This window comes from Stenotrophomonas sp. Sm2128 (assembly GCF_030985535.1).
GTDB lineage: Bacteria > Pseudomonadota > Gammaproteobacteria > Xanthomonadales > Xanthomonadaceae > Stenotrophomonas > Stenotrophomonas maltophilia.
Window position 1 is genome coordinate 131,087 of sequence record NZ_JAPTFQ010000002.1, and the last position, 14,152, is coordinate 145,238.

Genomic DNA, 14,152 nt, shown 5'->3' on the forward strand with positions numbered 1-14,152 from the left:
TCCCTCTGGATGTTCTTCTGCGGCGAACTCTATACGGAGGCGATAGTCTGCGTGTAAGGGCAGAAGGTCAGACTTTCCCCAGTGCGTTCTTTAGGCGCGATACGCCCCAAGAGATATCCATACCTACCTCGGAAAGACCGGCAGCCCAATGCTGAGGCCCCGCGTTGGTTTGGAGATGGAAGTGAGAAGATGCGTGGGAGATAGGAGTGGAAAACCAAGCCTGCTCCATTGCAGTCTTTGCTCTTCTTTTGATATCCAACGCACCATGCTTGGCATGCCGCTTTAGATCGGCCTTCAATGCGATGAGCCGATCTCGGTAGGGAGCGAACTTCCAAGCTGGTGCTTCGCGAAGCGCGTGCCCTGCACTTGCCGACGCTGAAATCTCCATCTCGATTCGCACAAGCTCATCAAGAACTCTTTGCATCTCGACGCTTTCGAAGTCTAACTGCTTGTTCATCATTGCAAACCCTGTATCAGTCTTCGATACGGCGTTGGATGAGGGAAATGACAGCGTGCCAGCCCTCAGCCGTTGGCACTTGGAGCGTTCTAAATTCTGGCGCCAAGGCATTGCCCCCAGTTACGATAGAACAACGTTTTTGGCGGGATACTTTTCTGAATCATTGCATTCGGTGGAGATGGCGACATCATTGAGTCACGTCTTGCGGACGCAAAATTCTCTTCATAGGGAAGGCGGGGGGGCGTTGCGGGCGAATCCTGTTCAACGCTCATAGATCGCTAGTACGTTGATGTCGCCACCGCTTTTGAGCGTTCCAACGATGCGAACGCCGTTACTGAACGCCCTGCGTATGAACGCATGCCCGAACACCCCAGTCGGATATCGGCCGTTAGGCACCACATGCAGATGAAGCGGAGAAGGGAATCCTGTCTCACCCCACGCCATTCGGAAGTCAACCCAATCAAACCTAGAGTTGTCATTCCTTCGTGCCGCATCCTCGAGCACCTGCATGGCCGTGCTCGCATCGAAACGATCGGCCAGTTCCTTCCAGCGTTCCGCTTTCTTGTCCTGATCCATGCCTCGCGCAAAGCGCTTAAGCGGATCATCTGCAGTCGATAGTGCTTGGATCAGTGAGTCATAGACCACATCGAGCTTTCCATTCATGAACTCGCCAGCTATCGGCATGATCTTGGTGAACTTGGGAGCGTCGATGAGAACGATTGGCCGGGGACCAGGCGTAGCGCAGGTTTCGTCTAGGATCTCGTACTTCCGTTCGGTCGTTGAGTCGGCAGTGAACACTTTGGTACTAACCGGATCAACCCTTAGGACACGCTCAGGGAAGTTCAACAGGTAGAACGCAACGATCTCCTCAAGCAGACGCTCGTGTGTACGGGGGATGTCCAGTTGTCGGGTAAGAGAGGCGGCGTCCTCACCAGTTGCGCGATGCTCAAATTTGCCCTTCAAGGCGAGCTTGACCACGAACGGAACCTCCCCCGACCCCCTTCCTTCCGCACCTAGTCGGCGCTCTGCTGTTTCCTTTTTTGCCGTCATCTCGGACTCGGTCCGGACTATGCTCTCTGGCCGGATGACAGCATCGTGGAAGCGCTCAATGAGGAGCGTGTCCATTGCCATTGGGGCATCCACAAGAAACCAGAAGAAGCTAAGGTCATTGGTTCGGCTCTTCGCGCCGATAAGGCCATCTTGGGTCACGCCATTCCTCCTAAACATCGTTCCGAGTGTCTTAAGCCAGCTCATGGCTCTCCTTTGGCCTCGTTGGAGGCAACCTAGCGATTTGGAATGGCCGCTAACACATCAGCAAAATTCGATAGGTGCGGCGGCCTCGAGTTCGCCACGGCCAGTTCCAGTCGACAGGGTAGCCTAGCCAACTCTAGGCACTCAATTCGTATTCGACGCAAACCCTCGCTTTCGCCCCACCTGTAGAGCTCTCGGCAATCACCGGTCCATTCGTACAGTTGGATGCTCGAGGCCTTGCAAGAATGTCGTATCGCGAAAATTGAGTGGCAGCTAAGAATCTTTCACTCTTGGAGAGCAAGGACGGCGCCGAGACGCCTCGGCGCTGGCCCCTCGTGTCTTCGGCTTGGCCAACTGACGAGCCGGCTGGATCGTCGTGATAGGAGGGCCGACTGACAGATCTGTAGCAGGGCGAATGGGGTCGGAATTATGAATGGATCTGCCGTTTTTGAGTCACCATTTAGCCAATTTCAGGCGCTGCTACGCTAAGTCGTTGATTTCGCGAGGTGGCACGTTGAGCTGGCAACTTTCAATCGGTGTGGGACGTGATACAACATAGTTGCTGGAACTCCCAGCCTTGACCTGCCCTCCAAGGAGGACGGCGGCGAGTACTTTTATCAGTGATTAGAGATATGGAAACGAATGAAGCAAGTACCTATACGCCTAGCACGGTAGACCTCATCACCGACTTTGGGGTGACGACCTTCAGTGCAGCGTCCGGCCTCTGTGTTGATCGCAAGCACGCATTCATGAACTGGGCACAGGGCTCCGGTAGCCATCAGCAGCTAGAAGGTACCAAGAGCCATATGTGGACCAACCTCAAGGCTCTGCAGGACGAGATGAACAGCGCTCATCCCCTTCATGGTCCAGTTGACCAAGAGATCGATGATCTCCAGTCTGGCATGGAGGGTCTGGAGGAACGGATCTTGTCTGCCCAATCTCCTGAGGAGCTGGCGCAGGCGGTTCTGGAATACCAGGGGCCCGTGAATGCCGCTGCCAGTTTCTGGTCCGCGCGCAAGCGTGGTAATAGTTCTGGTGAATCTTGAGGACGAACTGTCCGAATTCTTGAGAACTCGAAGGGCCTGACTGTAGGGTGTGCCGTAGCGGGTACGCCCTTCTTCTCTTGGATGGAGTCTTGCGCTTCCGTTCCGGGTTGTCATATGAGCATTTGCCTTGTCCGGTCTCGCACCTGGGCAGGACATGGTTGGATTTTGAGAGTCTTCTCGGACCAGATCACGGGGAGGTCCACGGAGTATGCCACTGCCACCGGTGGGTCTAATCGAAGACTTGAAAGGTTCCGCAGTTCGGACTTTCAAGCAGATATCGCAGGCATGGCGGCTCACTGCCAATGAGCAGCGGCAGATCTTGGCGGTGCCAGACTTGCCTCGGTTATATGAGGAAGTGCAGGGAATGATTGATGACTCGGTCCTAATGCAGATCGGGTACATCCTTTCGATCTATGGATCTTGCACACCTTGTTCCTGGAAGCCAATCAACCCAACACTTGGATCCATCGAGCCAACTCCGCTCCACTGTTCGGTGCTGAGCGGGCCATCAGGCTGTTGTGCGGCGGGGATGCGGGTAGCCTTGAGGCAGTGCGGACCTATCTGGAAGCTCAGTTGGGGTGATCTAGGTGATACCCCCGCTGAGTTGGAGCCGATGCAGCTCGCCGGACCCGTCCTAATCGCTGTCTGACTTAACAGCGCCGTCTGCACGGGAAGTGAAGATGGCAAGGTCTCGAGTTCGCCACCTTTTTTCAACGGCGAAATATCTCGGCCAGCTTCATTTCAGCGCTAAGTAAAAGTGAGCGCAGATGATCGCGCTCAGATTCTAGTTCCCAGATTCGCGAAACTGCTTCTGCCAACTCTCGCTCGAGAGAGCTATGCCTAGCTCGCTCGCGGAGTAGGGGGCCGTCTCGCTGGGCAACATAGGCTTGGACTTCGGCAATTAACGGGCCAAAACGGGACTTCTTGAAATGGGCAGGCGGAACACCAGCTTCTCTCGCCACGTTGTTCTGACTAACGATTGTTCCAGGTGGCAATACTACTGGTTGTCCCGATTTCAGCCTTTCGAATGCAGCTTTCAATCTATCGGATAGGGCAGGCAAATTACTCATTGGATCTCACTCTGATGACGAACTCTCTAAGCGCCCCGACCTGACCCTCGAGCGCTCGCATTCTAGGACTGTCGCCGGAAGGGCGAAGTGCTTCCAGCAGAGGCTCGCTGTGAGCAATCAACATCTCTGCACGTACTACATGTCCCTTGTCCAGCAGTGCTTCAGGGCACGTTACGCAATGGGACAGCGTGTCGTAGCCGCCATGCGCACAGTCGCCCTTCTTCAGACAGACGCCTAGCAGGGTAGGTCTCACGGAAAGCGTGCCCTGACTAGCGAGCTTCGCAAGCCCCTTGAGATCCGAGGTGCTGATCAACTCAAGAAGGCGACTCTTATGGGCCGAGCCGTGGGGAGAAAAGTGCTTCGAGTCAGCGAGCCCATTCGCGACTCGTGCCGCCTCATTGGCCAGTTCCTCCGCAAGTTCAATGCGCATCGATTCGTTGAGCGAGAGGCTGTGGTAACCGCGCACATAGTACTCGGTCATTCCAAGATGAAGATGCTTCAGCTGAAGCTGGATCGAGCCGAGAGCGACTGTCCCTGAGCGAACGGAATTCACCACCAATGTGCGCCTCAGTTGATGGAAGGCGAACGGCCACGGCTCTCCAAGTACAACGCGCCCTCCAGAGTTACCGTTGATGAGTTCGGACACTCTAAGATCGTCTGCAGTGACCTTCAGGGCCTCAGGATCAAATAGCCACGGATAGTCCATCCTCTCGATCATCGAAACCCGCGGTGGGTCGATACTATGCTGCTTCTTCTTCCAGCCCAGGATGGACGTAAATAGCCAGTTGCTGAAGCTTCCTGAGACCAGCCTAGTGTGGCGCATTTCATGGTGTACCGCGGAAATGGCTTCCAGCACATGGATTGCCTTTGCTGCTAAGTCGCTACATATCCAAGTCGATTCCGTCATGGGGTGTATCTTTGCGGGTACTCCGACTATCAAATTTGCAGGTCCAATGGCAGGATCCTGATGCTGACGGAGGCACCCGCGCTTGAGTGTGCGAGCCTCTGAAATGCGCATGCCGCTATGCGCGCACAGCAAAATCATGGCGGCATCCCGTATCGCCGTGATGTAAGTCAGGAATGGGTATCGGTGATCTAGTGTGCCGTATACGGAATCGAAGATGCCCACGAGTCTCGCAGGTAATATGGAAGGATCTTCCGTGGCAAGTTGGCTGCCTAGTGGAGGAGCGAGGTTGAACGCTTCATACAGTTGGCTACGTATTGAATTCTTAAGTAGGTCGATATGAGTGGTCGCTAGCGATACGATTGCATCGCATTGATTCAAGACGTAGGAATGGATCCGATTAGGGATGTAGAGGGTTTGATTGGCTGAATATCCTGCTGGGTAGAAGCTTGGGATAAGCGCGGGTGGGCAAAGTGTAAAGCCTATTTCTTCACTCAGCAGGGCCAGTTCATGCATAAGCAGTGGCGTGGATCCAAGTGAGCTGGGGCGGATGTGCTTTCGAAGCTCCGCCTGGCATATTTTTGAGTTTCCGAACTCAGAAATCGGAGTTCGTGAGGAGTTGCAAGCCTTGAGGATTTCCCTTAGACGGCACAATTTTGTTTGAAGGCTGCCGGCGCCTAGGGGATGGTGTCCAATATAGAGTAGTGCCAGCACTACGACCTTCGCCGCGGCTGCGTTGCTCTGCTCTAGGGCATCCGTGCTCCCATCGTTGGCGAACCGTATGGAGATGGACGACGAGTGGTATGCGGAGAATATCCAGCGGTTGTCTCCGTGCCGACTGCAAGGCGAGCCATCTGATTTGTAGGACACTACGAAATCGGGTGGCACGTCGTGAATGCTGGCAAGGTCGCTAGGCAGAGGGACGTCACGGTATTTCGATGTCAGTCGAGAAGTGAGCATCAAGCATCTCCCTGCGCGAATCTAATGAGAAGGTCCCAGGATGGATGGAACTGTCCGTCATTCACTTTTCGATCCGCGATCTTTGCCCATTCCTCGTGTTGCTTGTTTTTCTGCGAGAAGGCACGGGCGATTGATCGTATGCGGCGCATGGTTTCAAGTATCGGTCGCGAATGTTCTCTGTTTGGGTGAAGATGACTTTTGAGTTCGAGTCGCTTTAACTGAAGGTAGCTCTTCAATCTCCATATGTAGTCTAGGCTCGATACCCCCTTGTAGTTTTCACAGAACAGGCATCCTGCCATTGTGTCGCAGTTGGGAGTGGGGGCATCGGGCGAAGCTATCGTCAATGGCTTGGGGGTGTCCTTCTGAGTGCATGGCGCACCATCAACTGCACGCGACACCCGAAGCGCGGCCACTTCTGACTTGAAGAACGCAGTGAATTCACTCGCCGCTCGTTGCGGGCTTCTGCGCGCATAGTTCTTGGTGAACGTTGCACGGCTGTGTTGGAGAATCTGTGATTCCGTGTCAGGATCTCCGCTTACCTCCATGATGCTATTGGACTTGATTCTTCTGAGTTCGACGGTCGTAATGAACGGAACGCCAAGCTCATTGAAGATTATTCTAAGGTTGCCACTGTGGAATTTTCGGCTTGCCGGGCCGCCTCGTTGATATATTGGGAAGAGCAGGCTTGACTTGAATTCGGTCAAGTGGGTGGAACGGAATTTCAGATAGGCAGAAAAGATGGGAAGATATGGCTTGGGAATGGTGAACAGGACGTCATGTCCGGCGCGAGCCTTGAATTCCCTAAATTCGTAGTGATCTCCTGCGGATCGCCTACTGTACTGTTCCATCTTCATCTTTTGAACTTCGGCAAGATTCATGCCGGTCATCGCTATGAACAGAAATGCCTCTGCTGTCACCCTGAGGTTGAGTAGAGGGAATCTTCGATTTAGGCTTTTGCCCTTTAGGCACTTTTGTCGTCTCGCGACATCGTAGGAGTATTCGGTCGATGTCGATCTCCACATTCCCGAGTAGTGGTAATAGATCGGACCATTTTTTCTGATCTGAATTGGCACCGGAAGGGGCGCATAGAGCTTTTCGGGCTGGAGGCAGTCGATAAGTGATACGAGATCTGCGACGTACTGCTGGACGACTTCGCTTCTCGCATTGTTTGTCCGCAGTGCCATGGATGCGCCGCGCTTGGAGATCCCAAGCGACTTCAAGAGTAGTGTTGAGTCTTGACCAGTTACGCCGGCTAGAATTCTAACGACGTACTGCTGCTGTGTGAGATCGTGCCTGGAATTCGTTCGGTACGATCTGGTCCAACGTTGGACTGCGATGAAAAATGTTTTCGAAGAGACCTGAACTGACTCTCGGTCGCAGTAGTCGAAGAAGATCCTGATCGTATTGAATATTGTTTCGCGCGTGGCGTCGGCGAGTTCGCCGAGGACATGCCTTTCTACTATGTGTTGGTGAATGGATCTAAGAAGCTCATATCGCAGGGGGTCGTATTTCCCAAAAGTCCCGGAGCGTATCTCTGTATCAACCGTCTTGGTCGGGTGCTTGGCGGCACCAATGAAGGCCAGTCTGGAGAGATCCCATGGCAAGGATCTTCCAGCCTTGGGGCCAGGAATAATGAGTGGCTCAGGGAGTCTCATGCTGAGTACGCTCAAGCAGCCATTGCCCATAGAGGTCGTTGTACTTTTCTACTACTCGCCTCTTCTGCGCATACTGGACATAGCGCAGAGCGGTTCGCTCATCTGATTGACCCAGGAACTCCGTGATAATTGAAAGCGCGGATGTCACAGGGATCCCTATGGCCATAGCGGCATCTAGCAAATTGCACGCGAACGTCGCTCGAGAGTCGTGAAATCGAAAATCTTCGATAGGGAGGTCGCTGGCTTTTGCGATTGCCCTTATCCTGTGAATCGCTACGCCAATGGCGCTGCTCGGAACACCGTTGTCATCATGGTAGGGGCGTCCTTGCGGGGTTAGGAAAAGGTGCTGAGAGTACCGGCCTCCATGCTTGATGGCGCGTTTTAGGCGCCGGACTGAAGTTATGTAGCTAGTTAGGCGCTGGGCGAGCGCGTCTGGTACGACGGGGGAGTAATTTGTTGAGAACTTCGTCATCACCCCGTATGCGGGACCGATCCTGATGGACTTGTGGCCTTTGAGGTTCGACGCTGCCGCCTTTTCGATGGTTTCACATTTGAGGTCTGTGATGCTTCCCAAGCGAATTCCAGAAGAAAAGCCAATGGCGAGCATCAACGTAATTTCTGTGCCCGCATGTGCTTCCGATAGTGTCAGGATTTGCTTCTGAAGTTCTGCTGATACTGGCTTAAGGCCATCTTCCAAGGTCGATCTGGCCGCTGTCCTTCGTCGTTTCAGGGGCATGTTGGAGACTGTTCTCTCGACTGTCTTTGACCCGAACTTTGTTAAGACGTGGACTTGGTTCGTTCGAGTCAAGAAGGGCCTACAGTTGTCTGGAAGCTGCCCGGTAGAGGTGCACCAAATGTAGAAGGTGGCGACCGCTCGCAATTCCGTTTGAGCGGTCGAGTATGCGCCTGTACCCTCTTTTACGTTGATGTTCCTATGCGACTTGTACAGGTAGGTCGGCTTTTCCGAATCCGGCTTATCCAAGTCGTTCCATACCAATCCATTGGTTTCCAGAAAATTGGCGTAGCTGACTAGGCTTCGAGCGTCTCTAATGATCGTCTTTGCGCTTAGGTCGTCGGCAGGGTCGCAAGCGCGACTCGCGAGCCAAGTGTTCGCTTCCGTCCAAGGTAGGCCGGAGGCCAGGCGAATGTAAGGCAACTGCCGCTTGGGTTCAGGAACGTCACTGATGGACTTGGAGACCGACCAAAGATGACTGCCGTCAACCTCCCTATGGTCGAATCGCTGAAACTGAAACAGCTCGAGCATTGCCATTGGCCGCCCCTGAATTCTGCCTGTACAGCTTTTCCTGACACTACAGCACCAGAGTCGATGCTGTCCATTGCATAAAAGTAATGTGTACCGTGGAACAGCTCTTCACAGGCGATCAGGCGGTGGCGGTTGTCCAGGAACAGGGCCATGAAGACCTCGCGGGCCTGGCCACGCAGCCGGTGCTGCAGGTAGCGGCCGACCGCCGCCGGATTGTTGCCAACCGCCTCGCCGTGCTCCAGCTCGGCCGCCAGGTAGCGATGGGCCAGTTCCAGCCCGGCAGCAAGCGTGCAACTGCGTGCCGGGCCGAGCCCGGGCAGGCGGGCGAGCTCGGCGGCGGGGCGGTCGAGCAGTACCCTCAACGGGCCGTGCGCCTGCAGCAGGTCGCGCGCGGTCTGCACGGCATCGCGGCCACCGAACCCGGAGCCGAGAAACAGGGCCAGCAGTTCGGCGTCGGAAAGTGCCGTGGGCCCGCGCGCGATCAGCTTCTCGCGGGGGCGTTCCTGTTCGGGCCAGTCATGGATGGGCATGGCCCATCATCGCCAGACCTTGCGGTGGCTCCCATCGGGGCATGCCGCGGACTGGGGTCGGAGGTTGCCTCAGCCGCGCCGGGTCTGCAGGTAGTCGAACAGTTCCTGGTTGTTCTGCAGGCCCAGCTTGCGCTTGGCTTCGGCCTTCTGCCGGCTGATGGTCTTCGGGCTGCGCCCGCAGCGCTCGGCGACTTCGTTCACGCTGAGGCCGGCTGCCAGCAGCTCCAGCACTTGCTGTTCGCGTGCCGACAACGGCGCCGGCTGACGCGGAAACAGCAGGTCGCGCGCCTGCAGGTGGTGGCGCAGCTGTTGGGAGACGAATACCTGCCCGGCCAGCGCGGCGTTCAGCGCGTGGGGCAGTTCGGCGAAATCGGCGCACTTGTCGACCAGGCCACTGATACCCTCCCGCAGCAGGCTGTCCAGCAGGCCGGGATGGCGGGCGCCGGTCAGCACCACCACCGGCAGGCCAGGGCGGCGCATGCGCAGCGCGTCGATCAGCTCCGGACCGTCCGGACCGGCACCCGGCATCGACAGGTCGGTCAGCACCGCATCGCAGTCGTGGTGATCAACCAGCTCCAGCAGCTGGGCGCCGTCGCGCGCACTGCCGACGATGTCCATCAGGTAGGTCTGCAGCACGATACGGATGCCATGCAGGACCACGGGATGGTCGTCGGCGATGATGATGCGCGGATGCACGCTGCTCCTCGAAGGTCGAACAGGCCACGGCGGGCGGCAGCCAATGCCTGATTCTGCAAAAGCGCAGACCCGTAGAGGTATAGGAAAGGTCCGAAACTGGTACCGGGTGAATCCCGGGTCAACGGAGACGGACTCCATCTGCTGATAGCCGCCCGCTATGTGCGCCATGCACCGGGACATTACCGACCATCGGGTAAGCTAGCGCCCTCGTTTGCACAGGAATTCCAGGTGGCTGACTCCCCCAACGCTTCCCCCGCGCCGGCCCGCGCGCTGGAAGGTCAGAAACTGCTGTTGTGCGTCGGAGGCGGGATCGCGGCCTACAAGGCCCTGGAACTGGTGCGGCGCCTGCGCGACGCCGGTGCCCAGGTGCAGGTGGCGATGACCGCCGGAGCACAGCAGTTCGTCACTCCGCTCAGTTTCCAGGCCCTGTCCGGGCAGCCCACCCGCACCACGCTGTGGGACAGCGCCGCCGAACAGGCCATGGGCCACATCGAGCTGGCCCGCTGGGCCGACCGCATCGTGGTCGCCCCGGGTACCGCCGATCTGCTGGCCCGGCTGGCCCAGGGCCACGCCGATGATCTGGTCAGCACCCTGTGCCTGGCCAGTACCGCGCCGCTGACGATCTGCCCGGCGATGAACCACCGCATGTGGCTGCATCCGGCCACCCAGGCCAACATCGCCCTGCTGCGCCAGCGCGGCGCTCAGGTGGTCGGCCCGGTCGACGGTCCGCTGGCCGAAGGCGAATCCGGTCCCGGCCGTCTGGCCGAACCGGGCGACATCGTTGCCGCGCTGGCTGCCAATGGCAGTGCTGCAGCGGCGGTTGTCGCACCGGAAACCCGCGCGCTGCAGGGCCTTCGGCTGCTGATCAGCGCTGGCCCGACCTATGAAGACATCGATCCGGTGCGCTACGTCGGCAACCGCAGCAGCGGCAAGATGGGCTTTGCCCTGGCCGCGGCCGCCGCGACGATGGGCGCCCAGGTGGTGCTGGTCAGCGGCCCGGTACAGCTGCCGACGCCAGCCGGCGTGCAGCGCGTGGACGTGCGCTCGGCCGCGCAGATGCGCGATGCCGTGCTGAAGTCGTTGCCGGCCGACATCTATATCGGTGCTGCCGCAGTGTCCGACTACACGCCACGCCAGGTCGCGCCGCAGAAGCTGAAGAAGACCGCCGACAGCCAGTCGCTGGTGATCGAGCTGGTGCGCACGCCGGACATCCTCGCCGAAGTCGCTGCACAGACGCAGTCGCTGAAGCTGGTGGTCGGCTTCGCCGCCGAGACCCACGACGTGGAGAAATATGCGCGTGGCAAGCTGGTCGACAAGCGCCTGGACCTGGTGATCGCCAACCAGGTCGGCATCAGTGGCGGCGGTTTCGAGAGCGACAACAATGCCGCCACGGCCTTCTGGCAGGACGGTGAACAGGTATTCCCGGCCACCTCCAAGCGCGAGCTGGCCGAACAACTGCTGGCGCTGATCGCGCGGAGACTCCAGGCATGACCCAGGCTTTCACTTCCCAACCGCTGCAGGTCAAGCTGCTTGATCCGCGTTTCGGCGACAGCTGGCCGCTGCCCGCCTACGCCACCGAAGCCAGCGCCGGCATGGACCTGCGCGCGGCGCTGGATACCGCGCTGACCCTGCAGCCGGGCGACACCGCGCTTGTGCCCAGCGGCCTGGCCATCCATATCGCTGATCCGCACCTGTGCGCGGTGATCCTGCCGCGTTCCGGGCTGGGCCACCGCCACGGCATCGTGCTCGGCAACGGCACCGGCCTGATCGACGCCGATTACCAGGGCCCGTTGCTGATCAGCGTCTGGAACCGTGGCCGTGAGGCCTTCACCATCGAGCCGGGCGATCGCATCGCGCAGCTGGTGGTCGTGCCGATTGCCCGCGTCAGCCTGCAGGTGGTGGATACTTTCACCGACAGCGTGCGGGGAACGGGTGGATTCGGCCATACCGGGGTGCGTTGACGGGGGACATCGATGAGCGGCATCGGGGAAGGGCAGCGGGAACGGTCGTTGGGACGCAGTGCGCCACTACTGGGGGTGCTGCTGGTCCTGCTGGCCGGCTGGTTCGGATGGAGCGCGGTGCAGCAATGGCGGCAGGAGGCCAACGGCCAGGCGCTGGAAGAAGCGCGTGACCAGGCCGTGCAGGGCTTGCAGGAGGCGGCAGCCGGCCAGCTGAAGCAGCTGCAGCAGCAGTTGAAGAACGAACGCGTGCAGCAGGCACTGCAGGCCGGTGACGCCGCGGCAGCGGCGCTGGCCGTGCGCGAGAGCTGGACCGGCGTGGAGCAGGCTGACGTGCTGACCGCCGATCTGGCCACGGCCTATGCCGACCCGGCCACCTTCGGCTACGCACGCCTGGCCCTGCTGGAACAAGCGCTGGCCGAGGGCAAGCCTGGCCTGCGCGTGGTGCGCGATGCAGGTGGCAATCGCCTGGGTCTGGCGGCTCCGGTGCAGCTGGGCAGCCTTGGCCCGGCAGTGCTATACGTGCGCCAGCCATTGCTGCGGCTGACCTCGCCGCTGGACCAGGTGAGCGCCCCGTCCACCGGTTTCCTCGGCCTGCGCCAAGGCACGCATGACCTCGTTGCCCAGGGCGACGCCGGCCTGGCCGAGAGCGCCGAAGCGCTGGCGCGCCCGGTTCCGGGCACGCCGTTGCGGCTGGTGGCCGCCGTACCGAATGTCGAAGCGGGTCCACTGGGCCTGGGTTCGCTGGCCAGTGCCATCGTCGCGCTGCTGCTGGCGTTCATCGCCGTGCTGCTGGTGGTGGGTCGCGGCCGGCTGCCGAAGTCGCTGCCTTTGCCGCGCCGTGCGGCCGTGGCGGAAGCGGATCATGGCCCGACCCTGAGCGAGAGCCTGCAGATGGCGCCGCCACCGGTGGCCGCCGCCAGCGCCGTGGACACTGCGCCGCCGCCACCACCGGTCCCTGCCGGGGAACTGGCCGCCGGCATCTTCCGCGCCTACGACATCCGTGGCGTGGTCGGCAGCGAACTGACGCCGAAGACCGCCGCGCTGATCGGCCAGGCCATCGGTACCGTGGCGCTGGAACAGGGCCTGCGCGAGGTGGTGATCGGCCGTGATGGCCGCCTGTCCGGCCCGGAACTGGCTGCGGGATTGGCCGAAGGCCTGCGTCGCACCGGTTGCGCGGTGATCGACATCGGCCTGGCACCGACGCCGGTCGTCTATTACGCCGCCTTCCACCTGCGCACCGGCACCTGCGTGGCGGTCACCGGCAGTCATAACCCGCCCGAGTACAACGGCTTCAAGGTGGTCATCGGCGGCGAGACGCTGTCAGGCGATGCCATCACCGATCTCTACCAGCGCATCGTCGAGGGGCGCCTGGCGCAGGCGGCCGAGCCGGGCGATTACCAGCAGCGCGATGTCAGTGCCGACTACATCCAGCGCATCGCCGACGACGTGCAGCTGGACCGCCCGTTGAAGGTCGTGGCCGATGCCGGCAACGGCGTCGCCGGTGCGCTTGCACCACAGCTGCTGGAAGCCATCGGCGCCGAAGTCATCCCGCTGTACTGCGATGTCGACGGTACCTTCCCCAACCATCATCCCGACCCGAGCGAGCCGGCCAACCTGGAAGACCTGGTGCAGACGGTCAAGCGCTTCGGCGCCGACCTCGGCGTCGCCTTCGATGGCGACGGAGACCGGTTGGGCGTGGTCACCGGCGAAGGCAGGATCATCTATGCCGACCGCCTGCTGATGCTGTTCGCCGCCGACGTGCTGATGCGCAACCCCGGCGCGTTGGTGATCTACGACGTGAAGTGCACCGGCAAGCTGTCCGATCACGTGCTGCGCAATGGTGGCAGCCCGTTGATGTGGAAGACCGGGCACTCGCTGATGAAGGCGAAGATGCGCGAGACCGATGCCGAGCTGGCCGGCGAGATGAGCGGCCACTTCTTCTTCAAGGAGCGCTGGTTCGGTTTCGACGATGGCCTGTATGCCGCCGCGCGACTGCTGGAGATCCTGGCGCAGCGCGAGGAAGCCCCGGACGAGGTGCTGGCCGAGCTGCCGGAGATGGTGGCCACGCCGGAACTGAAGGTACCGGTGGCCGAAGGCACGCCGCATGCGCTGGTGGCGATGCTGGTGGCGGCGGCACAGTCGCCGGACAACCCGTATGTGGGCGGCCGCCTGTCGACCATCGACGGCCTGCGCGTGGACTTCCCCGATGGCTGGGGCCTGGTGCGTGCTTCCAATACCATGCCGGTGCTGGTGCTGCGCTTCGAGGGCAACGACGAGGCGGCACTGGAACGCATCCAGGCGTTGTTCCGCAGCCAGCTGCAGCCGGTGCTGGGCGACACCCCGCTGGGGTTCTGACTC

The 14,152-nt window shown here is 59.7% G+C and carries 10 protein-coding genes and 1 pseudogene; 4 read left to right on the top strand and 7 right to left on the bottom strand.

Translation table 11 applies throughout. From position 1 onward, the window contains the following. Positions 1–67 precede the first annotated feature (67 nt). A complete protein-coding gene (locus O0K41_RS01525; RefSeq protein ID WP_146257717.1) occupies positions 68–457 on the bottom strand; it encodes a hypothetical protein in 390 nt (129 codons plus the stop codon). Between the two features lie 261 nt (positions 458–718). Beyond that, positions 719–1,711: a hypothetical protein gene (locus tag O0K41_RS01530; protein WP_049418418.1), complete on the bottom strand. Its 993-nt coding sequence runs from the start codon at positions 1,709–1,711 to the stop codon at positions 719–721. A 629-nt stretch (positions 1,712–2,340) separates the two neighbouring features. On the opposite strand from O0K41_RS01530, the gene O0K41_RS01535 reads away from it, so the two are divergent. Then, complete coding sequence (locus tag O0K41_RS01535) at positions 2,341–2,754, top strand: hypothetical protein (RefSeq protein WP_049426894.1); 414 nt, start codon at positions 2,341–2,343, stop codon at positions 2,752–2,754. 1,062 nt (positions 2,755–3,816) lie between these two features. Here O0K41_RS01535 and O0K41_RS01540 read toward each other — a convergent pair. From O0K41_RS01540 to O0K41_RS01560, 5 genes and pseudogenes are all read right to left on the bottom strand, one after another. Then, the gene (locus O0K41_RS01540) at positions 3,817–4,731 is read right to left on the bottom strand and encodes a hypothetical protein (protein ID WP_143566036.1); all 915 of its coding nucleotides are present in this window, start codon (positions 4,729–4,731) and stop codon (positions 3,817–3,819) included. 956 nt (positions 4,732–5,687) lie between these two features. Then, the gene (locus O0K41_RS01545) at positions 5,688–7,343 is read right to left on the bottom strand and encodes a hypothetical protein (RefSeq protein WP_146257716.1); all 1,656 of its coding nucleotides are present in this window, start codon (positions 7,341–7,343) and stop codon (positions 5,688–5,690) included. After that, complete coding sequence (locus tag O0K41_RS01550) at positions 7,330–8,079, bottom strand: site-specific integrase (protein ID WP_143566034.1); 750 nt, start codon at positions 8,077–8,079, stop codon at positions 7,330–7,332. Before O0K41_RS01550 ends, O0K41_RS01545 begins: the two co-directional genes overlap by 14 nt. A 617-nt stretch (positions 8,080–8,696) precedes the next feature. Continuing rightward, positions 8,697–9,137 (bottom strand): annotated as a pseudogene (locus tag O0K41_RS01555) (UPF0758 domain-containing protein); the annotation flags it as partial. 69 nt (positions 9,138–9,206) lie between these two features. Further along, entirely contained in the window at positions 9,207–9,833 is a 627-nt protein-coding gene (locus O0K41_RS01560; protein ID WP_049449535.1) for a response regulator transcription factor, read from the bottom strand. 228 nt (positions 9,834–10,061) lie between these two features. Between O0K41_RS01560 and coaBC the strand changes: the two genes are divergently transcribed. Genes coaBC through O0K41_RS01575 form a run of 3 tightly spaced genes read left to right on the top strand, consistent with a single transcriptional unit; the run spans position 10,062 to position 14,149 of the window. Beyond that, on the top strand, positions 10,062–11,324 hold the full coding sequence (coaBC, locus tag O0K41_RS01565) for a bifunctional phosphopantothenoylcysteine decarboxylase/phosphopantothenate--cysteine ligase CoaBC (protein ID WP_049449536.1): 1,263 nt from the start codon (positions 10,062–10,064) through the stop codon (positions 11,322–11,324). Further along, on the top strand, positions 11,321–11,794 hold the full coding sequence (gene dut, locus O0K41_RS01570; protein ID WP_005411999.1) for a dUTP diphosphatase: 474 nt from the start codon (positions 11,321–11,323) through the stop codon (positions 11,792–11,794). The genes coaBC and dut overlap by 4 nt, the downstream gene beginning before the upstream one ends. Before the next feature lie 12 nt (positions 11,795–11,806). Then, entirely contained in the window at positions 11,807–14,149 is a 2,343-nt protein-coding gene (locus O0K41_RS01575) for a phosphomannomutase/phosphoglucomutase (RefSeq protein WP_164222223.1), read from the top strand. The last annotated feature ends 3 nt before the right edge of the window (positions 14,150–14,152 follow it).

What these genes read in the sequence shown, in the direction of transcription:
- O0K41_RS01525 (WP_146257717.1), bottom strand. Translation starts at nt 457, where the DNA reads ATGAACAAGCAGTTAGACTTCGAAAGCGTCGAGATGCAAAGAGTTCTT.
- O0K41_RS01530 (WP_049418418.1), bottom strand. Translation starts at nt 1,711, where the DNA reads ATGAGCTGGCTTAAGACACTCGGAACGATGTTTAGGAGGAATGGCGTG.
- O0K41_RS01535 (WP_049426894.1), top strand. Translation starts at nt 2,341, where the DNA reads ATGGAAACGAATGAAGCAAGTACCTATACGCCTAGCACGGTAGACCTC.
- O0K41_RS01540 (WP_143566036.1), bottom strand. Translation starts at nt 4,731, where the DNA reads ATGACGGAATCGACTTGGATATGTAGCGACTTAGCAGCAAAGGCAATC.
- O0K41_RS01545 (WP_146257716.1), bottom strand. Translation starts at nt 7,343, where the DNA reads ATGAGACTCCCTGAGCCACTCATTATTCCTGGCCCCAAGGCTGGAAGA.
- O0K41_RS01550 (WP_143566034.1), bottom strand. Translation starts at nt 8,079, where the DNA reads ATGCCCCTGAAACGACGAAGGACAGCGGCCAGATCGACCTTGGAAGAT.
- dut (WP_005411999.1), top strand. Translation starts at nt 11,321, where the DNA reads ATGACCCAGGCTTTCACTTCCCAACCGCTGCAGGTCAAGCTGCTTGAT.
- O0K41_RS01575 (WP_164222223.1), top strand. Translation starts at nt 11,807, where the DNA reads ATGAGCGGCATCGGGGAAGGGCAGCGGGAACGGTCGTTGGGACGCAGT.